14 protein-coding genes are annotated in these 18,625 nt (G+C 75.9%); 7 read left to right on the plus strand and 7 right to left on the minus strand.

Annotated features, from left to right (window positions below; all coding sequences use genetic code 11):
- Positions 1–223 precede the first annotated feature (223 nt).
- Entirely contained in the window at positions 224–661 is a 438-nt protein-coding gene (locus ABZ945_RS18210) for a hypothetical protein (RefSeq protein WP_361270207.1), read from the plus strand.
- Between the two features lie 76 nt (positions 662–737).
- Here the strand turns inward: ABZ945_RS18210 and ABZ945_RS18215 are convergent, their stop codons facing one another.
- The 5 genes from ABZ945_RS18215 to ABZ945_RS18235 form a co-directional block, all read right to left on the minus strand.
- The gene (locus ABZ945_RS18215; RefSeq protein WP_361270210.1) at positions 738–5,444 is read right to left on the minus strand and encodes a hypothetical protein; all 4,707 of its coding nucleotides are present in this window, start codon (positions 5,442–5,444) and stop codon (positions 738–740) included.
- A 77-nt stretch (positions 5,445–5,521) separates the two neighbouring features.
- Positions 5,522–6,424 carry a hypothetical protein gene (locus ABZ945_RS18220; RefSeq protein ID WP_361270212.1) on the minus strand — a complete coding sequence of 301 codons (903 nt, stop codon included), beginning with the start codon at positions 6,422–6,424 and terminating at the stop codon, positions 5,522–5,524.
- The gene (locus ABZ945_RS18225) at positions 6,421–6,807 is read right to left on the minus strand and encodes a hypothetical protein (RefSeq protein WP_361270213.1); all 387 of its coding nucleotides are present in this window, start codon (positions 6,805–6,807) and stop codon (positions 6,421–6,423) included. The genes ABZ945_RS18220 and ABZ945_RS18225 overlap by 4 nt, the downstream gene beginning before the upstream one ends.
- The gene (locus ABZ945_RS18230) at positions 6,804–8,336 is read right to left on the minus strand and encodes a hypothetical protein (protein WP_361270215.1); all 1,533 of its coding nucleotides are present in this window, start codon (positions 8,334–8,336) and stop codon (positions 6,804–6,806) included. Before ABZ945_RS18230 ends, ABZ945_RS18225 begins: the two co-directional genes overlap by 4 nt.
- A 115-nt stretch (positions 8,337–8,451) precedes the next feature.
- Positions 8,452–9,177: a GntR family transcriptional regulator gene (locus tag ABZ945_RS18235; protein ID WP_361270218.1), complete on the minus strand. Its 726-nt coding sequence runs from the start codon at positions 9,175–9,177 to the stop codon at positions 8,452–8,454.
- 243 nt (positions 9,178–9,420) lie between these two features.
- On the opposite strand from ABZ945_RS18235, the gene ABZ945_RS18240 reads away from it, so the two are divergent.
- The 4 genes from ABZ945_RS18240 to ABZ945_RS18255 all read left to right on the plus strand — a co-directional run bounded on the left by ABZ945_RS18240 (position 9,421) and on the right by ABZ945_RS18255 (position 13,187).
- Complete coding sequence (locus tag ABZ945_RS18240) at positions 9,421–10,707, plus strand: MFS transporter (protein ID WP_361270221.1); 1,287 nt, start codon at positions 9,421–9,423, stop codon at positions 10,705–10,707.
- Positions 10,708–10,825: 118 nt separating this feature from the next.
- The gene (locus tag ABZ945_RS18245) at positions 10,826–11,590 is read left to right on the plus strand and encodes a 5-oxoprolinase subunit PxpA (protein ID WP_361270223.1); all 765 of its coding nucleotides are present in this window, start codon (positions 10,826–10,828) and stop codon (positions 11,588–11,590) included.
- The gene (pxpB, locus tag ABZ945_RS18250) at positions 11,587–12,267 is read left to right on the plus strand and encodes a 5-oxoprolinase subunit PxpB (RefSeq protein WP_361270226.1); all 681 of its coding nucleotides are present in this window, start codon (positions 11,587–11,589) and stop codon (positions 12,265–12,267) included. Before ABZ945_RS18245 ends, pxpB begins: the two co-directional genes overlap by 4 nt.
- Positions 12,264–13,187, plus strand: coding sequence for a biotin-dependent carboxyltransferase family protein (locus ABZ945_RS18255; RefSeq protein ID WP_361270229.1), 924 nt, complete (start codon positions 12,264–12,266; stop codon positions 13,185–13,187). The genes pxpB and ABZ945_RS18255 overlap by 4 nt, the downstream gene beginning before the upstream one ends.
- Before the next feature lie 634 nt (positions 13,188–13,821).
- Here ABZ945_RS18255 and ABZ945_RS18260 read toward each other — a convergent pair.
- Together ABZ945_RS18260 and ABZ945_RS18265 are read right to left on the minus strand one after the other, a co-directional pair.
- Positions 13,822–15,249: a HEAT repeat domain-containing protein gene (locus ABZ945_RS18260; RefSeq protein ID WP_361270232.1), complete on the minus strand. Its 1,428-nt coding sequence runs from the start codon at positions 15,247–15,249 to the stop codon at positions 13,822–13,824.
- Positions 15,250–15,511: 262 nt separating this feature from the next.
- Positions 15,512–15,850: an ankyrin repeat domain-containing protein gene (locus tag ABZ945_RS18265; RefSeq protein ID WP_361270453.1), complete on the minus strand. Its 339-nt coding sequence runs from the start codon at positions 15,848–15,850 to the stop codon at positions 15,512–15,514.
- Positions 15,851–16,311: 461 nt separating this feature from the next.
- On the opposite strand from ABZ945_RS18265, the gene ABZ945_RS18270 reads away from it, so the two are divergent.
- Positions 16,312–16,506, plus strand: coding sequence for a hypothetical protein (locus ABZ945_RS18270; RefSeq protein ID WP_248637192.1), 195 nt, complete (start codon positions 16,312–16,314; stop codon positions 16,504–16,506).
- Between the two features lie 120 nt (positions 16,507–16,626).
- Positions 16,627–18,603 (plus strand): hypothetical protein, encoded by a 1,977-nt coding sequence (locus ABZ945_RS18275; protein WP_361270456.1) that lies wholly within the window; start codon positions 16,627–16,629, stop codon positions 18,601–18,603.
- Positions 18,604–18,625: the final 22 nt, after the last annotated feature.

An 18,625-nucleotide genomic window follows, 5' to 3' on the forward strand; every position in this document is an offset into this window, starting at 1 on the left:
GTCCGGTGAAGGGTGCGCGATGTGAGCGTTTCGGCGCCTCGGCGGTCCGCTCCGTCCGAGTTGCCGGGAATCATCGCCGCCGTTCGGACGTCCTTCCCTGTGGGGTACTGCAAGGCGCTGGTTGAGCGCGCCGGGGCGCGAAACGACTCAAATCCGGGGCGTGAAACGGCTCAAGAGGGGCAGCCACCCTCTCAGACGGTCGGCGGTGGGGAGTGACGGTTCGATGGATACGGCTCGGCAGGAACTGTGGGTGGAGGAGCCCGTGGGACGGCGGCGAATGCCGGACCCGGTGCGAACGTCCGCCGTCCGCGCGGTCCTCTTCACGGCGCTGACGCTGGCGCAGGCGACGGCGGCGTTCTTCCTCTCGGTCACCGGCTCGTGGTTGGCCTTCCCGATGGTGCTCAGCAGTGTCGCCAGCACGGTGGCGGCGACCTGGGCGGTGCTGGACGTGTGGGTCACCCGCCAGGTGTGGAACCAGCGCCACGGTGTGGTGTCGGCGCCCAGCAGCACCGCCCGTGAGCTGCGCCGCGAGCGCCGCCACGCCCGGCGGGCCGATCGCACCGGGGCGCGGGACGCGGAGCGCATACGCGGCCGGGTACGGGACACGGACCGCGCCCGAGGGGCCCGCGGCTCCGGCGGGGGCCGGCTCTCCCAGGCCTGAGGCCCGGGAGCGGCCTGAAGCCCGGGAGCGGCCTGAAGCCCGGGAGCGGCCTGAAGCCCGGGCCCCGGCCTCGCGGCTACGGCCGCGGGGCGTCCATCGGCCCGCCCACCGATGCCGTCGTTCCGGACTCCTCGGGTACGGACGCCTGCTCCTGCGGGGACCGGCGGAACATCCGGGTCGCGGTGATCTCGCCGTGCACGGCCGGCTCCCCCTCGGTCCGCTGCTGGGGCAGTCCGGGCCGCAAGTGCTCCTCGACGCTGATGTACTTCAGCCCGGCCCGCAGGTCGGCGTCGTTGCGCAACCGGATGACCAGCGGGAACTCCGCCAGCGCCGTGGTGTCGAACAGCCCGGTGGTGTAGAGCAGCTGGACGCCGAGGGCGTCGGAGACCGCGCGCTGGAGCTCCAGCAGATAGGTGGCGTTGGCCCGGCCGATCGGGTTGTCCAGGAAGAGGGTGCCGGCGTGCCGGTGCTTGTCGCGGCCGCGGTCGTTGCTGCGCAGGGCGGCCATGGTGCAGTACAGCGCGATGGCGGCGGTGAGCAGCTGGCCGCCGGAGAAGACGTCGCCCATCTGCCCGACCGGCACCCGCTCGGCGCGCAGCACCGCGTCCGGCTTGAGGATCTCCACCGCGACGCCCTTGGGCTGGAGGGCGGCCTGCACCCCGCGCAGCAGCAGGGACATGCCGTCCCGGCGCAGGTCGGAGTTCTTCTTCACGGCGGCGCGGGTGGCCTCGTCGATGACCTCGCCGAGCCGTTCGACCAGGGTGGCCTGGTCCGGTTCGTCGAAGCGGATCCGCAGGAACTCCTGCCCGGACCACTCCCCCAGGCCCTCGGGGAGGCGGGAGAGGCGCTGGGCGGAGCGCAGGGTGGCGAGGGCGGATTCCACCAGTCCGCGCAGCCGGTCCACGATGGAGTCGCGGTTGCGCTCCAGCTGGGCCAGTTCGTCGGTGAGCACCCGCAGCCGGGGGGCGAAGGCCTCGGCCCACTGGGCGGCGTGCTCGGGCAGCGCGGCGGCGGGCAGTTCGCGGATCTGCTGGCGGGCGGGGGTGCGGACCTGCTCGTAGCGGGTGGAGTTGGCGTGCCGGACGAGGATGTCGCAGGCCTCGCGTACGGCGGCGTCGGCGGCGGACAGGTCGGCGGCGCAGCCGCGCAGCGAGCGGCGGGCCTCGGCGGCGGACTGCCGGGCCTCCTCCAGGGTGCCGGGGTGCGGCTCGGGCGCCTCGGTGTCCTCGTCGGCGGGGTCGCGCAGCTGGTCGCGGAGGAGGGCGGCGGTCTCGTCGAAGCCGCCGGCGGCGTCCTCGGAGGCCCGGTGGCCCTGGAGCAGCCGGGCGTGGGTGGTGCGGGCGGTCTCCAGGGCCTCGGTGCGGACGGCCAGCTCGGTGGTGGCGGTGCGCAGCAGGGTCTGGGCCTGCTCGGCGTCGGCGGGGTGCAGCTCCTCGGGGAGCTCGGTGTGCGCCTCGCCGTCCTCGGGGGCGAGCCGTTCGGCCTCGCCGCGCAGCCGGCCGAGCTTCTCGCTGGCCTCGGAGGTGCGGGACTCCAGCAGTTGGACCAGGGCCTCGGCGCGGGCGGCGGCGGCCTGGCGGGAGGGGCCGTCGGCGCCGTCGGGGCTCTGAAGCAGCTGGGCGGCGCGGGTGCGGACCTTGTTGGTGAGCCGGTCCAGCTCGGCGAGGGCGGCGCTCTCGTCGCTCTCGGCGCGGGCCTGTTCGGCGCGCAGGTCGGCGCCGACGCCCACCTTCTCGTACAGCTGGGAGGCGGCGCGATAGGCCTCCCGGAGCGCGGCGAGCGGCACGCGGGGGGTCTCGCCGTCCTCCTCGGGAAGGTTCTCCGGGGCGCCGGCGATCTCGGCGCGCTCGGCCCGCAGGGCGCGGGCGGTGCGGTGGGCGTCGTCGGCTCCGCGCTGGGCGGCACGGCGGTCCTGGTCGGCGGCGCGGGCCCGCTCCAGGCAGGTCTCGGCCCTGGCCTCGTACTCGGCGGCCTCGTCGGCCAGTTCCCGCAGCCGGGCCTGCCAGCCGGAGCGCTCGCGCAGCCGGTGGGCGAGCCCGGCGAGGGCGTCGGCGGTGCGGCGGGCCCGCTGGGCGGCCTCCTGGCGCTCGTCGCGGACCCGGGCGGTGTCGGCGGCGGCCTCCTCGGCCTCGGCGCGGACCGCGCGGGCCTCGGCCAGGGTGGCCTCGGCGACTTCGGCGGCCTCCCGGGCGGCGGCCGCCCCTTCGGCCAGCTCGGCGAGCATCCCGGGCGGGCAGTCGGCGCGCCAGGAGCCGATCCGGGCGGCCAGTGAGCGGTCTCCGGCGAGGCGGGCGGCGAGGGCGCGGATCTCCTCGTCGCGGGCGGCGGCCCGGTCGCGCAGCGCCTGGCGCTCCTCGTCGGCGGCGTTCTCGTCGTGCATGGCCGGGTTGGGCGGCACCAGGAACACATCGCCGTCGGTGGCGGCCTCCCGGCCGGGCACCGGGGCGAGCAGGGCGGCGGCGGTGCCGACGGCGACGGCGGAGCGGGGCAGCAGGGCGGCGCCGGCCAGGGCCTCGCGGGCCCGGGCGTAGGAGACGGGGTCGGTGATCACCACACCGTCGACCAGCTCGGGGCGGGCCGAGAGCACGGCGGCGTGGTCGGCCGGGTCCACGGACTGGGCGAGGTAGCGCCAGCCGGGCAGGGCCGGGATGCCGTGCTCCCCCAGGAACTCGACGGTGGCCAGCACATCGGGGCCGGGCGGCAGCAGTCCGCCGTCGCCGAGGGCGCCGAGGATGCGGGAGTCGTCGGCGGCGGCGGTGCGCAGCTCGAACAGTTTGCGCTCGGCGGAGGTGACGCCCTCGTCGAGGAGTTCTCGCAGCTCGTCGGCGTACCGGTCGAGCTCCTCGGCGGTCAGCGCGCCCGCCGGACGCGGGGCGGCGGCCTCGGGCTCGGCGCCGTCGGCCCGGCGCTGGCCGGGGACGCCGGGGGCCGGGCGGTCCTCGGGGAGGCCGAGGAGCTCGGCGAGGCGCGGTTCGGCGGCGATCGCCTCGGCGGCGCGCCGTTCGGCCTGGTAGGAGCGGTCGGCGGCCTGGGCGGCGGCGTCGGCGCGGGCGGCGGTGAGCTCGGCGCGGGACTCGGCGGCGCCGGCCTCGCGGGCTCGGTCGGCAGCGGTGCGGGCCCGCTCCCGGGCCGCGTCCCAGGCGGCGACGGCCGTCTTCTCGGCGTCGCTGGCGGCGAGCGCGGCGCGGGCCGGGTCGGCGTCGGGGGCGGTGTCGTCCAGCCAGCCGGCCCGTACCGCCTCGGCGGTCTCCTGCTCGACCTCGGCGAGCCGTTGGCGCAGGTGCCCGGCCTCGCTGCGGGCGCGCTGGGCCTCGGTGGCGGCCGTGGTGGCGTCGCGGTGCGCGGTCTCACCGGCCTCCTGGAGAGCGGCGGAGCGCTCCTCCTGCACGTCGGCGTGGCGCTCGCCGTCCTCGGCCGCGGCGGCCAGGGCGCGGACCAGGTCGGCGGCGGCCTTGGCGCGGGCGGCGAGGGCGGGGGCGGCGTCCCGCTCGGCCTCGCGGATGGCGGCGGCGACCCGGGTGGAGCGGTCGGCGGCGGCTCGGTGCCGCAGTACGGCCTCGGCGGCCTGCCAGGCGGAGTGCAGGGTGCGGGCGTCGATGAGTTCGCGGCGCTGGGCGGCGGCGCTCTTCTCGGCGGCGGCCAGCGCCAGGGAGGCGTGGCGGTAGGCCAGCTCGCTGGTGATCAGGGAGCCGTCGGCGCGGGCCCGCTCGGCCTCGGTGACGGTGTGCGCGGCGGCGGTGACCTGCCTCGCCAGCTCGGCGGCGCGGGCGCGCTCCTCGGAGGCGCGCAGGGAGAGCCGGCGGGCGAGGCGGCGGGTGCGGCGCTCGGCACCGGCGTGGATGTCGCGGGCGCGGGCGCGGGTGCCGGCGGCCTCGGTGATCCGGCCCAGCAGGTCGACCGAGCCGGCGGTGAAGTCGCGTTCGGCGGTGAGTTCGGCGCGGCGGCCGAGCTTGTTGCCGAAGCCGGAGACCAGGTCGGCGAGGCCGTCGGTGTCCCGGGTGTCGGTGACGGCGCGCAGCAGCAGGTCGGTGAAGTCGGAGTCCTTCTTGACCGCGAAGAGGCCGGCGGCCTCGCCCTCGTCGGCGTTCATCTCACGCTGGTAGCGGAAGAGTTCGGGGTCGAGGCCGAGGTCGCCGAGGTGCTCGTTCCAGCGGTCGTGGATCTCCTCCCAGTACACCTCCAGATGCGGGTAGGCCTTGCCGGCCTCGGTGAGCGCGTCGCGGAAGCCCTTCATGGTGCGGCGGCGGCCCTGGGCGCCGGAGGCGCCCTCGACGGGCGGGCGGACGGCGGTGGACTCGGCGACGGGCAGCGAGTCCAGTCCGAGGCCGGGTCCGGGGCGGAAGGAGTACCAGGCCTCGGCGAACTTGCGCGGGTCGTTGGAGACCTGGCGGCCGCGCCACTCGCTGGCCTTGCCGACGACGACCAGCTCGCCGGTGAGGGTGTGCTGCCACTCCAGGGCGACATGGCCGCAGTCGTCGGCGAGCAGGAACTTGCGCAGCACCCCGGAGCTGGCGCCGCCCAGGGTGTTGCGGTGGCCGGGGAGCATGACGGAGAAGATCAGCTTGAGCAGTACGGACTTGCCGCCGCCGTTCTCCAGGAAGAGCACGCCCGCGGGGGCGGGGCGGCGCGGCGGCCCGACCGGCTCCTCCTCGAAGAACTCCGCCTGGGTGGGGGCGGGGTGGGGCACGGGCGCGCCCACTCCGCGCAGGTCCAGCACGGTGTCGGCGTAACGCGCACCGGCGGGCCCGATGGAGTAGAGGCGTACCCGGGACAGCTCGTACATGTGGCGGACTTCCAGTCGTCGTTCAGCGGTTGCGCGGTGGGGGGGGGCGGCGGGCGGGGGCCGGGTCTCGGGCGGACTCAGCCGTGGAAGGGCAGTCCGGCGTCGGCGACCAGCTCGGCGTCGTCGCCCTCGGGCGGGAGGAGGGTGGCGGTGCCGTCGCCGACCGGGACGACGCCCAGGTCGAGCAGTTCGGCCATGGCGGCGCTGCCGGCCATGTCGCGGACCTGGAGCTGGTAGCGGGCGGTGGTGCGGTAGGAGCCGCCGCCCTCGTCCCCGGTGCGCTGGAGGAAGCCGGAGTCGGTGAGGAAGGCGACGGCCTTGCCGATGATGCCGGTGGTGGAACCGGCGAGCCGGCGGGCGTCCTTGGTGGCGCCGGTGGAGCTGCGGCGGTGGTAGACCCGCCAGGCTGCCTCAAGACCGGGGGCGTCGGTGGCCGGGTCGGTGTTCTCCCCCTGCTCCTCGGCGCGCTCCTCCAGCCGGCGGCAGGCCTGCCGGACGAAGGCCTCCACCCCGTTGACCGTGATGCGGCCGATATAGCCGTCGTCGGCCAAGTCCTCCGGGCGGGGGAAGGCCATCGCGGCGACGGCCAGATGGGCCAGGCCGTGCAGGAAGCGGTCGGCGGAGTCGCTGGCGGCGCGGCGGGCGTAGTCGCCCATCCGGACGGCGAAGACGGAGTCCTCGGAGGCGGTGACGGCCATCCCGGCGCGCGGGGAGACCTCCAGGACGATCAGCCCGAGGCCGGTGGCGACGGCGTCGGCGAGGCGGGCGAAGGCGGGCTCCTCGCGGTAGCGGCGGAGCAGATCGGCGTACTCGGCGTCCCGGGCGGGCAGCAGCTTGGGCTGCAGCCCGAAGGAGACCAGCCGCGCGGCATCGGCGGCGTCGGCCGGGGTGACACCGCCCTGCCCGGCGGCCGGGGCGTGCTGCGCCACGGCCTCGGGCTCGCTCCACGCGTCGGCGGGCTCGGCGTGGTGGTCGCTCACGGCTGGGGCTCCTTGCTGGGGACGGGCTGGGGTACGGCGGCGGCCGGTGTACGGGGCGGGGTGGCGGGTGTACGGGGTGAGGTGGCCGCGTCGGACGTACGGGATGAGGGGGCCGCGGCCGGTGTACGGAGCCGGGCGACGGCGGGCGTACCGGGCGGGGCAGCACCGGCGGCCGTACGGGACGAGGCGGTGGTACGTGTCGAGGCGGGGCCCTCGCGGTGGGTGCGGGCGGCGGGTGCCGTGGCCGGGGCGGGTCCCGTGCCCGGGGCGGGTGCGGCGGCCCCGCGTGGGTCGGGGGCACCCGGGCGGCGGGCGGGGACGGCCCGGGCGGCGGAGGCGGGGCGGGCGACGGGTGTACGGCCCCGGGTCCGGGTGGTGGTCATACCGGGTCCGTCCGGTCGGCGGCCATTCCGGCGGCGTCCAGCAGGGCGGTGCCCAAGATGAGGTCGGCGCCGCCGAACTCGGGGTCGTCCAGCTCAGTGCCGTCGTCCACGGCGAACAGCAGCCGCTCCTCGCCCTGGCGGTAGGCGGTGCCGACCGGCGGGCTGGCCGCGTGCACCGCCAGCAGGGCGACCAGATAGGGCAGTTCGGTGCCGGGGGCGCGGCGGCGGGCCTCGGCGAGCAGGCCGGAGAGCCGCCGGGGGGCGTCGTACTCCAGGGTCAGCAGCTCGGTGGCGGCGGCCAGCTGCTCCTCGCTGAACCGGCTGTCGTCGGGGGTGGCGATCAGGTCGGGCTCGGGCATCTCCGCACCCAGGTGCTCCCGCTCGACGGGCGGGGTGAGCAGCAGCTCGACGAGATCGCCGACGCGCACGGACGCCGGGGTGCGCAGTCCGGTGCCATGGGCGAAGAAGGCGTCGGTGGCCCGGGTGGCCTGCTCCACCGGCAGCGGCAGCAGCGGGGCGAGCAGCTGGCCGTAGAGGTCGAGCCCGGAACGGGCGGCGGGCTGGGCGAAGGCCTGGCGGTCCTGCTCGGCCCGGAAGAGCGGGCCGGCCTCCAGCAGCCGGGACTGGAGCTGGGTGTGCCGGCGGATGCAGTCCTTGACGATGTCGACCAGCTCGGCGGCGCGCCGCTTGTGCTCCTGGTCGTCCGCCTCGTCGCGGGCCTTGCGGATGTTGGTGAGGATCGCGTTCTCGTGGCGGTAGCGGTCGGCGACATGGTCGAGCGCCTCGTCGATCATGTCGGGGACGCCGCTGAGCCAGTCCACGGCGCGGACGTTGCGCCGGGTGGCCTCCAGGGTCTTGCGGAGGGTCTCGGCGTACTGGACCGTGCGGTAGCGCGCCTGCTCGGCGGCGAGCTGGGCGTCGGCCAGCCGGCCGCGGCTGATCAGCACCTCCAGCTTGACCTCGGCGGCGATCTGAGCGCTGGTCACATCGGTGTCCAGAGCGCCGACCAGGACGTTGACCGCCTCGTCGGTGGTGCGCAGATAGACGCTGCCGCCGTAGCCGGGGACCTCCTCCAGGAGCTTGAAGTCGTAGTCCCGGCGGATATAGGCGCCGTCGGCGCCGAAGGTGCCGTAGACGGCGCGGAAGCCGCGGTCGACGCTGCCGACGTTGATGAGGTTCTCCAGCACCCAGCGGGCCACCCGCTCGTGCTCGGCGGCGGGTCGCCGCGGGGCCTGCGCGGCGACCCGGGGCAGCAGCCGGGCGACGACCTGCTCGTGGTCGGCGCCGGTGTCGAAGTCCATGTTGAGGGTGACCAGGTCGATGGCGGCGAGGGCGACCTCGGCCATCGCGTAGGTCGCGTACTCACCGGCCAGGTTCGCCTTGCGGACGTCCAGGTCGTGCAGCGGGGCGGTGCATGCGAGCGCGCGCAGCCGGCGCGCCAGCCCCTCGTCGGCGGCCGGGCCCTGCGCGGGCCGCGGCCCCGCGCTGAGCTGGGGCGGAACGGGTTCCGTCGAGGCAGGCGAAGTCACGGTGCACAGATTAGGTCCTCGCACTGACAACGGTCGAAACGGCGCAGATGGCCCCACCCGCACCCCGGTCGCCGCCCCGGCGGTCCGCGCCGCGGACGCCGTCCGGCACCCGGCCCTACGGAGCCGTCCGACCGTCCGGAACGGCGGCGTCCACATGACGGGAGTAGGCCGCGACCAGCCGTTCGCGCGAGTCGTCCAGGTAGTCGGCGAGCAGCCGTTCCGCCGCGGTCCGGTCGCCGGCGTGCAGGGCGTCCAGGATGGCCCGGTTGCGGACGAGGTAGGGCTCGTGCAGGGCACGCGGGTCGTCCACCACATGGAAGGCGAGCCGCAGTTCGGCGAGCACCCCGCGCATCAGTTCGTCGGTGCGATCGCTGCCTGCCAGGGCGACCAGTTCCCGGTGGAAGTGGATGTTGGCGGTGGACACCGCCTTCCAGTCACCGCCCTCGGCGTCCCGCTCGCCACCGGCCACCGCCCGGTCCAGGCCGTCCAGAGGGTAGGGCGGTTCGCCGAGCTCATGGACCACGGCGCACTCGACCAGCCGGCGGGTGCGGTAGATGTCGAGGACGTCGCCGACGGCGAGGACCCGCACGAAGACGCCGCGGTTGAGCTGGTGGACGAGCAGCCGCTCATGGGTGAGCAGCCGGAACGCTTCCCGCAGCGTGTTGCGGGAGACCCCGAGCGCGCCGCCGATGCCGTCCTCGGAGAGGCGGGTGCCGGGTGGGAAGTACCCGTCGGCGATACGCGAGCGCAGGATGTCGGCGACCCGCTCGGCCGTGCTGGTGCGGCCCAGCAGCGCCCGGTCCTCCGACAGCCCGCCGGCCTCGGGAATCGTCGTCCCCACTGCGCCTCCCGGCTCTTCGCCCTGGTCGTCCGGGGCAGGTCCGCCCCGTTCCCGCACCGGTCGGCGGGAGCCCTGGCGCCATCCTAGGGAGTTTCTCGTGGCGGAAGGTAGCCAACCCCCTACAACCCCCTTGTCGGATCGTTGAACGATCCCTACGTTGGCGATACGGCACTTCCACGGCCGCGCATGTGCACCACTTCCGATCCGGCTCCTGCCGCCCCCACCTGTCCGAGCGAGGTGCAGATGAGTACGACCCAGAAGACATCCCGTCCCACCCGTGGCGAGGACCCCGGCGAACACGGCGCGTTCGCGTGGATGCGGGCGCTGGGCCCGCGCGGCCGGCGCGCCTTCGCCGGGGCGTTCGGCGGCTACGCCCTGGACTCCTACGACTTCTTCACCCTGCCGCTCAGCATGGTGGCGATCGCCGCCTACTTCGGTCTGAGCAGCGGGCAGACCGGAATGCTCACCACCGTGACGCTGGTGGTGTCGGCGGTCGGCGGGGTGCTCGCCGGTGTCCTCGCCGACCGGATCGGCCGGGTCAGGGCGCTGGTGGTCACCGTGGTCACCTATGCGGTGTTCACCCTGCTGTGCGGCTTCGCCCCCAACTACGAGACCCTGCTGGTGTTCCGGGCCCTGCAGGGGCTCGGCTTCGGCGGCGAGTGGGCGGTCGGCGCGATCCTGGTCGCGGAGTACGCCTCCGCCCGCCACCGGGGTCGCACCCTGGGGGCGGTGCAGAGCGCCTGGGCGGCCGGCTGGGCCCTGGCCGTCGTCGTCTACACCCTGGTCTTCCACTTCCTGGACGAGGCCACCGCCTGGCGGGTGATGTTCTGGACCGGGGCGCTGCCCGCTCTGTTCGTCCTCTACCTCCGCCGCAGCGTCAAGGACGCTCCGGGCGCCATCGAGGCGCGCCGGGAGGCCGGCGCCGAGCGCGGCTCCCTCACCGCGGTCTTCCGGCCGGGCCTGCGGCGCACCACCCTCTTCGCCGTGCTGCTCTCCACCGGTGTGCAGGGCGGCTACTACACGCTGGCCACCTGGGTGCCGGCCTACCTCAAGAGCGAGCGCGGGCTGTCCGTGGTGGGTACCGGCGGCTATCTGGTCCTGCTGATATCCGGCGCCTTCATCGGTTATCTGACCGGCGGGTACCTCACCGACCGGCTCGGCCGGAAGCGCAACATCGCGGTGTTCGCCGTGCTCTCCGCGATCTGCGTGGTCGCCTACACCGGCATACCCGCCGGCGCGGACGGCCTGGTGCTGGTGCTCGGCTTCCCGCTCGGGTTCTGTATGTCGGCCATCTTCAGCGGCTTCGGCTCCTTCCTGGCCGAGCTCTACCCGACGGCGCTGCGCGGCACCGGCCAGGGGCTGACCTACAACACGGGCCGCGCCGTCGGGGCGGTCTTCCCCGCCCTGGTCGGCTTCCTCGCGGACAGTTGGGGTGTCGGCGGTGCGCTGGTCTTCGGCGCCGTCGGCTACGGGATAGCGGTGCTGGCCCTGCTGGGCCTGCCCGAGACCCGCGGCCGCGAGCTGCTCTGAGCGGCGGGAACCGCTCTGAGAGGCGGGTACCCGGGGCCGGTGCGCGGCAGGGCCCTGCTCACCCGTCGCCGCCTCGCGGCACCCCCGCCCCCATCCACCGACAAGGAGACAGACCACCATGACCTGGGCCTCGATCGACCTCAACGCCGACCTCGGCGAGGGCTTCGGGCGCTGGCGGCTCACCGACGACGAGCAGTTGCTGTCCGTCGTCACCAGCGCCAATGTGGCCTGCGGCTTCCACGCCGGGGATCCGGCCACCATGCGGCGGGTGTGCGCCACCGCGGCCGAGCACGGGGTGCGGATCGGCGCCCAGGTCTCCTACCGGGATCTCGCCGGCTTCGGCCGCCGCGCCATGGACGTACCGGCCGGCGAACTGGCGGCCGAGGTGGCGTACCAGATCGGCGCCCTGGAGGTGTTCGCCCGGGCGGCGGGCTCCCGGGTGTCCTATGTGAAGCCGCATGGCGCCCTGTACAACCGCGCGGTGTGGGACGAGGAGCAGGCCCGGGCGGTGGTGGGAGGGGTCCTGCTGGCGGGCGGCGCCCTGCCGGTGCTCGGGCTGCCCGGCTCCCGGCTGCACGCGGCGGCCGAGGAGGCGGGACTGCCGGTGGTCGGAGAGGCGTTCGCCGACCGCGCCTACACCCCCGAGGGCACCCTGGTGCCGAGGACCGAGGAGGGCGCCGTCATCACGGACGCCGACGCGGTCGTGGAGCGCTCGGTGGCGGTGGCCCGCTTCGGCACGGTCACCGCCCGGGACGGGACCTCGGTACCGGTGCGGGCCCGCTCGCTCTGCCTGCACGGTGACACCCCGGGCGCGGTCACACTCGCCCGCCGCGTCCGGGCCCGGCTGGAGGACGCCGAGGTCCGGGTGGAGGCCTTCGTATGAGCGGCCCCGAGAACGCTCCGGAGGGCGGGGGGCCGCGCCCCGGCGAGGGGGTCAAGGTCCTGCCGGTCGGGGAGCACGCCCTGCTGCTGGAGTGCGCGGACGGCGAGGCCTCGGCCGCCCTCCACGCCGAGCTGCTGCGCCGCCGCCGGGCCGGCGAGCTGCCCACCGTCCGGGAGGTGGTGCCCGCGGCACGTACGGTGCTGCTCGACGGGGTGGACGACCCCGACCGGCTCGCCGTACTGGTCGCGGGGTGGGAGATCCCGCCGCTCGACTCCCGTCCGGCGCCCGTGGTCGAGCTGCCCGTCCGCTACGACGGGGCCGATCTGGCGGAGGTGGCGGAGGCCTGGGGGGTGCGCCCGGAGGAGGTCGCGGGGATCCACTCCGCCGTGGAGTACCGGGTGGCGTTCTGCGGCTTCGCCCCGGGCTTCGGCTATCTCACCGGGCTGCCCGCCCGGTACGAGGTGCCGCGCCGGGCGACGCCGCGCACCGCGGTGCCGGCCGGATCGGTCGCCCTGGCCGGCCCCTACACCGGGGTGTATCCCCGCTCCTCACCCGGCGGCTGGCAGCTCATCGGCCGTACGGACGAGGTGCTGTGGGACCCGGGGCGGGAGCCGGCCGCGCTGCTGGCGCCGGGGACCCGGGTGCGCTTCCTGCCGCGGCGAGCGGAGGCCGGATGAGCGGGCGGACCGTGGCGGTGCTGCGCGCCGGGGCCCTGACCACCGTTCAGGACCTGGGCCGCTTCGGCCAGGCGCACCTGGGCGTACCGCGCTCCGGTGCCCTCGACCCTTCGGCGGCCAGGCTGGTCAACCGGCTGGTCGGCAACCCCGAGGAGGCGGCCGTCCTGGAGACGACCATGGACGGCTGCGCGCTGCGGTCCGCGGCCGAGGTGACGGCAGCGGTGGGCGGTGCGCCCTGCCCGGTGCGGGTGGACGGCCGGCCCGCGGCCTGGGGCGCGGCGGTACGGATGCCGGCGGGCGCGGTGCTGGAGGTGGGCGCCGCGGTGCGGGGGCTGCGCTCCTATGTGGCGTTCGCCGGAGGGGTGGCCGTCGATCCGGTGCTGGGCAGCCGTTCCACGGACCTGCTGTCCGGGCTCGGCCCGCCCGCGCTGAGGGACGGCGCCGTCCTCCCACTCGGCCACCCGGCGCCAGACGGGCCCGGCCCCTGCTACGAGGCTCCGCCCTGGCCCGGCCCACCGGACGAGCTCATCCTGCGCGTCCGACTGGGCCCCCGCACCGACTGGTTCACCGCGTCTGCGTTGAGGACGCTGACCACGAGCGCCTACCGGGTCTCGCCCGCCGGCAACCGCATCGGGCTACGGACCGAGGGCCCCGCACTGGAGCGGGCCCGCGAGGACGAGCTGCCGAGCGAGGGCATGGTCCTGGGCGCGGTGCAGGTGCCACCGGACGGGCTCCCGGTGGTGTTCCTCGCCGACCACCCCACCACCGGGGGCTACCCGGTGATCGCGGTGGTCCGCGAGGACGACCTCGCCGCGGCGGCCCAGGCAGTGCCCGGCACCCCTCTGCGCTTCCTCGCCCGCTCACCCCGGGCCCGGGTGTCGGGTGCGCGGGTCCGGGCCCCGACGAGCCGCCGACCATAGGCGGTCCCCGTGGAGGACGCCCGCCATGGACGGATACGGCGGAGGCGCCCCGGGCAGCCCCCGCCCGTCCGCGCCCGGACCTTGCCGCCCCGTTCGGTCATCGCGACCGGCACGACCCGGGCGGCGGGTGGCTCCGTCAGCGGGCGGACGGGATCGGGCAGTGCCCTCGTCCTGCGGCGGCGGACAGCTCAGGGTGGCGGGCGGGGCGGGCAGCTCGCGTCGGGGCAGGGTCGGAGCGGGGCCGGCTGGTGCGGCAGGTGACGACACCTTGCCTGCCGTGGCGAGACCTACCCGTGCCGGGCGTGCGGTCGGGCGGGCAGCTCGCCGACGGGCGGTGCTCATGGGTGCCGGCAGCGACGGGACCGACCGAACATCGTCGTCGTCCGCCATGCGGGGGCGAGCACTACCAGGGCCCGCAGGGGCACCGCCGGGCCGGGCAGCGCGCCGACGAGGCGAGGCCGGTGCACACGGGTGCGACGGCGAAGGGCCCACCCGGGTACTGCCGTCGACCCCCTGCCGGGGCGAGCTCCACCGTAGTCGGGCAGCCCGCCGACGGATGGCACGGAGGGCGTCGACGTGCCGCCGCCCCGGGGCCGGCCTGGGTGGGGCGGGCGCCGGGGCGGGTGGGCGGGGGTCAGAGGGCCGGCAGGGTTTCGCCGTCGGGGCCGATGCGGCTGCGGACGGCGCTCTGCACCTCGTCCTCCTCGGCGGGGTCGGCGGCGAGCCGGCGCAGCCGCTCTGCGACGCGGACGTCACCGGTCTCGGCGTGCAGCGCGGCGATCTCCCGGGTGGTCTCCTCGCAGTCCCAGAGGCATTCGACGGCGAAGCCGGCGGGGAAGCAAGGGTCGGTGGCGGCCAGCGCGCGGGCGGCCCGGCCACGCAGCTGGGAGGAGGCCGTCTCCCGGTAGACGTGCCGTAGCACGGGCGCGGCGCAGGCGACACCGAGCCGCCCGGCGCCGTCCACCAGGGCATAGAGGGAAGGCGCGTCGGGGCCGTCGACCCGTACCGCGTAGCGCAGCGCGTTCAGCACCAGTCCGGCGTCCCGGGCCTCGCCGCGGCAGGCGAGGACCTTGGCGGCGGAGGCGCCGAGCTCGTCGGAGCGGTGCACCCAGCGGCGCGCCCGGTCCACGGCCTCGTCGCCGCACATCCGCTCGAAGGCGGCGACCGCGGTCTCGGCGACCGCGGGCGAGCCGGCGTCGGCGGCGGTCTCGACCAGGTCCAGCACGGCCGGGTCGCGGGCCTCCGCGAGGTAGTGCAGGGCGGCGCAGCGGGCACCGTCCGGGCCGCTCCGGGCCGCGTCGAGGATGCCGGCGCGGTCCTCGGGGCCGGCCACCGCGGTGAGGCAGCGGGCGGCGGGGACATGGAGGGCGGAGCCGCGCTCCAGCGCCTCCTGCGCCCAGTCGAAGACGGCCTGGACGCTCCAGCCCGGGCGCGGTCCGCTCGGGCGCAGCTGGCGCTGCCACCGGTCGAACGAGCCCTGCTCCCGGGCGGCGCGCACCCTGGCACCCACCGCGGGGCGCGGGTCGTCGGCCCACAGCCGCCAGGGGCGCGGTTCGAAGGCGTCCCGGACGGTGGCGGCCAGCTCGGCATCGCCCTCCGGGCCGGCCGGGAAGCGGGCGAGCACCGGCTCGGCGAGCGCCCGCAGTCCGGCGTCGTCGTCGCGCAGGGCGAGCTCGTCGAGCGCCCAGGCCCAGTTGGTGCCGGTGGCGGCGTAGCGGCGCAGCAGCAGCAGGGCGTCCTGGCGGCCGTAGGAGGCGAGGTGCCCGAGGACCGCGAGAGCAAGGCCGGTGCGCGACTCCTCGGTGTCGAGGAAGTCCTCGGCGTCGAAGAGGTGCTCTTCGACGCCCTGGAGTCCGCCATGGAGGTCCAGGTAGAGGCGGGCGTAGTAGAGGGAGCGGTTCTCCACCTGCCAGTCCTGGCGGGGATCACCGGTCACACAGTGGTCGAGGGCCGCCAGCGCTTCGGCCCGCGGGGCGGCGAGGGCGTGCAGCGTGCCGTCGCCGCGCCCCCGCTGCAGCAGGCCGAGCAGGGTGCCGCTCGGCGCTATGACTGGATCGAACATGGAAGTTGCCTCATATCAAGCTGTCGACGAACCCGGAGAGCCCCCGGGACCCGGGCGCGTCGAGCGCCGCGGGGGACGGTGGTGGCCTAGGCCGCGCAGCAACATGTCGAGCCGCCCGTCGTCGTCTTCCGCTTGAGTTTCGTGAGCATCTTCCTCTGCCTCTCCTCGGTGGCCCCGTGTGGGCCCGTCGTCATGATGACCCAGTCATTTCGCCACCGCGACCACATTTACGACACCGCCCCACCTGGGGTTCGGCCTCCGTTCACCGGGCCGCGAACAGCTCCAGCAGATCTGCCTTCCCAAACATACGGGCGGTATCCACCGCGGACGGAGTCCCGGCTTCCGGATTCGCCCCGCCGGCCAGCAGCACCCGGACGACCTCGTCCTCGCTCTTGAAGACGGCTCCGGCGAGCGGGGTCTGGCCGCGGTCGTTGGCGCGGTCGAGGTCGGCGCCTCGGTCGGCCAGCACCCGCACGGCCGGGGCGTGCCCGTGGTAGGCGGCGAGCATCACCAGGGTGTGGCCCTGGTCGTTGGTGAGGTTCACCGGGACGCCGGCGTCGACATAGGAGGCGAGGGCCTCGGCGTCGCCGTTCCGGGCCATGTCGAAGACCTTGGTCGCCAGCTCGATCACCTCGGGGTCGAGACCCTCGTTCGCCGGGTTCTCGCTCGATGCGTTCTGACTCGCTGCGTTCTCGTTCGATGCGTTCTGACTCGCTGCGTTTTCACTCGACGGGTTCCCACTCATCGGACGGGCCGCCTTTCACGTCGGGAGGAGCGATGCCGCCGACCGTCCGGCGGCGGATTCCTCCGGCTGCCTGCCGGAGGAACGAACGGAAGGGTACTGCCCGGCGCGCCGTGCGCTCGTCCGGGAGCCCGCCCGCCTGCCGGCTGCCGGGGAGGTCCGGCTCTCGGCGCCCGGCGGCCAGGGGGAAGATCCCGACCCGTGTGCCATTGGGGTGAAAAGTCATCTCTTTCACCTGATTGCCACTTTCGCCCCATGGATACTTCCGGCGAGGCTGGAACAACTGAAGGTGACTGTCCCCTCACCCAGGAGAACCCCTCATGATCCTGTCCATCTCAGGCGTGGTACTGCTCGGCATCATCGTCTTCCTCTTCTTCAAGAAGGACGGGCTCAAGGCCTCCCACGCCATGGTCTGCGCGCTGTTCGGCTTCTATCTGGCCGGCACCGCGATCGCGCCCAGCATCACGGCCGGCGGCGCGAGCCTGGCCAGCCTGCTCGGCGGCATCAACTTCTGACGCCCGGCGGCCCCTCACCCCCAGGAGTACGACGTGGCCAGGCGACCACTCCCCCGCTTCCTCCGCCCCTCTCTGCGCCGGCCGCCCCGCCCGGCACACCAGCCCGGCAGGCGCTCGGCGCTGTCCGGTCTGGTGAGCGGCGGCGGCGCGCGGATCGCCCGTGGCCGGCAGGCCGCGCGGACGGCCGCCGACGGCGCCGCGGACGTCCTCCAACCGCTGATCACGGTCGGCCGCGGCCTGCGCAAGCTGTCCGCGGCCGCCCGTGCCCGATGGGCCGCGACCCCCAAGGACCGGCGCGGCCCCACCCTCCTCGTCGCCCTGGCCTGCGTCCTGGCCGTGGCGATGATCCCCTACGGCCCGGTCCTCGCCCTGATCGCGCTGATGGGCGCCGCCGGGTGGAAGGGCCGTGAGCGCCCCGTCGCCAGGACCGGCCCCGACGAGGCGGAGTCCGAGCGGCTGAAGGCGCTGTACGAGGCGCTGGTGCCGCTGCTCGCGGTGCCCGAGGACCCGGCGCCGCTCTTCCGGCACGGCGGCGAGTGGGCCGGCGCCTTCTCCGACGCCGAGTTCGACGGCGACGGCCGCCTGGGCCGGCTGCTGGTCGCCTACCCCGCGTACTTCCCGGACGGCGACCCCGGCTGCCGGGCCCGGGTGGAGCAGGTGCTGCGCGCCAAGTCGGGCCGGGGCCGGGAGTACCTCTTCGACTGGGACGAGGAGGGCAACCGGCTGCTGATGCGGGTGCTGGCGCCGCTGCCCACCTCCGTCGCCGCCCAGCGGTTCGTCACCGCACCGGGTGAGGCGGTGCTCGGCTTCACCGACGAGGAGGCCGTCGCCCGTACCGTGCCGGTGTGGGACGGCGAGGACTACCGCGACGCCCCACCGGTGGTCTGGCGGACCGGCCCGCGCTCCGCCGAGCCGCATCTGCTGGTCCTCGGCCGCCCCGGCGGCGGCACCACCACCCTGCTGCGCTCCCTCGCCCTCCAGGCGCTGCACCACGGCGAGGTGCTGATCGTGGACGGCGGCGGCACCGGTGAGTACGCGTTCCTGAAGGGCCGTCCCGGGGTGCTGGCCATCGAGTCCGGACTCTCCGGCGCGCTGGCCGGCCTGGAGTGGGCGGCCCGGGAGACCGAGCGACGCCTCGGCGCGGCGGACCGGGCGCGCCAGACGGGTCAGCCGGCTCCCGAGGATGTCCGCCGGCCGCTGTGGGTGCTGGTGGACCGGCCGAGCGCCTTCGTCCACTTGGCCGCGGCGGACGGCGCCCCGGACCCGCAGCGGGAGCTCGGCGTCCCGCTGCGGCACGGCCGGACGGCCGGGGTGACGGTGGTCGTCGGCGAGCAGCTGGACGGCCTGGGCGAGCTGTCGGAGGAGGTACGCGGATACACCAGGGCCCGGGTGGTGCTGGGCGCCGCCTCGGCCGCCGAGGTCGCCGGAGCGCTGGAGACCGCCCCGCACACCACCCCGGTGCCGGATGTCCCGCCCGGCCGGGGGTACGCACGGTTGGGTACGGGGCGGGTGCTGCGGCTCCAGGTGCCGGCCACCCCGGACCCGTACGACGACGCGACCGGCGAGGCGGAGCGGCAGGCGGTCCTGGCCCTGCTGCCCGGACACGAGCCGGGGACGGAGACGGAGCGGACGGGGGACGCCGCCCCGGACGAGTCCGTTCCGGCGCCTCCGGCGACCTCGGCGGAGCCCGTACGGGCGCGGCCGGAACCCCCGGCCCCGCTGCCGGAACCCGCGGCGGGCCCGCACCCCGAGCCCGTACCGCCGGCTCCGGCTCCGGCCCTGACGATGCCGCAGCGGCACCCCGAGCCGGTGGCGCTCACCCCGGCCGCCCCGGCATCGCACCCCGTACCGTCGACCGCCCCTCCGGGATACGCGGAGCCCGCCCCCGCCCCGGTCTTCGTACCCGCGTTCCCCGCCGGGGTCGGGCCGCGGCCGTTGGCGCACCCGGTGGCGAAGGCGGAGCCGCCGGCGGCCGTCCCGCCGCTGGACTCCACCCAGCCGCTGCCCCGGGTGGTGCCGCACACCGTGCTGCGGTCCCCCACCGTCACGCCGCAGACACCGGCACCGGCACCGGCACCGGGAGAGCCCGGGAGGTAGCGGGAGCAGAGCAGGGCGAGAC

Source organism: Streptomyces sp. NPDC046887 (assembly GCF_040644755.1).
Lineage (GTDB): Bacteria > Actinomycetota > Actinomycetes > Streptomycetales > Streptomycetaceae > Streptomyces > Streptomyces lichenis.